This is a genomic window from Mesorhizobium sp. M2A.F.Ca.ET.039.01.1.1 (genome assembly GCF_003998035.1).
In the GTDB taxonomy this organism is placed as follows: Bacteria; Pseudomonadota; Alphaproteobacteria; order Rhizobiales; family Rhizobiaceae; genus Mesorhizobium.
Window position 1 is genome coordinate 1 of the sequence record NZ_RZRY01001448.1, and the last position, 577, is coordinate 577.

Below are 577 nucleotides of genomic sequence, written 5' to 3' on the forward strand. Positions count from 1 at the left end.
ACCTTGTTGTGCTGCCGCATCAGATCCCGAAGGCGATGGCGCTTGCCGATCTCGCGCCCGACGTCCAGTTCGTCCTCGACCATTGCGGCGTGCCCGACATAAAGGGCAATGCCGAGCATCCGTGGCACGAGCATATGGAAGCGATCGCCAAACGGCCCAACGTCACGGCCAAGATCTCCGGCGTCGTCGCTTATGCCGATCCGGCGACTTGGACCGTCGATACGCTCCGGCCCTATGTCGAGCACACGATAGGCTCGTTCGGCTGGGACCGGGTGATCTGGGGCAGCGACTGGCCGGTCTGCACGCTGGGCGGCGGGCTGACCACCTGGATCGCCGCCACACACGCGCTGCTGGCCGGCGCGAGCGAGTCGGAGCGGACCCGCCTGCTGTCCGGCAATGCGCGCCGGCTGTGGCGGCTTGGCTGATCGCTTGAGTCAGATTGTCGTCCGCACGTGGCGCTCGCGGCCGTAGAGCGAGACCAGAAGCAGGATGACCAGGCCGAGCGCTGCCTGCACCGTCGATGGGCGGAAGCCGAGGCCGATCAGCAGCGTGTTGATTTCGGTGAGCACCAGCACAC

General features: G+C 66.6%; 1 protein-coding gene. It reads left to right on the forward strand.

The window, feature by feature from the left end:
• The coding region (locus EOA24_RS40370) for an amidohydrolase family protein (RefSeq protein ID WP_145992593.1) at nt 1-425 on the forward strand (425 nt) is incomplete at its 5' end.
• Between the last annotated feature and the right edge of the window lie 152 nt (nt 426-577).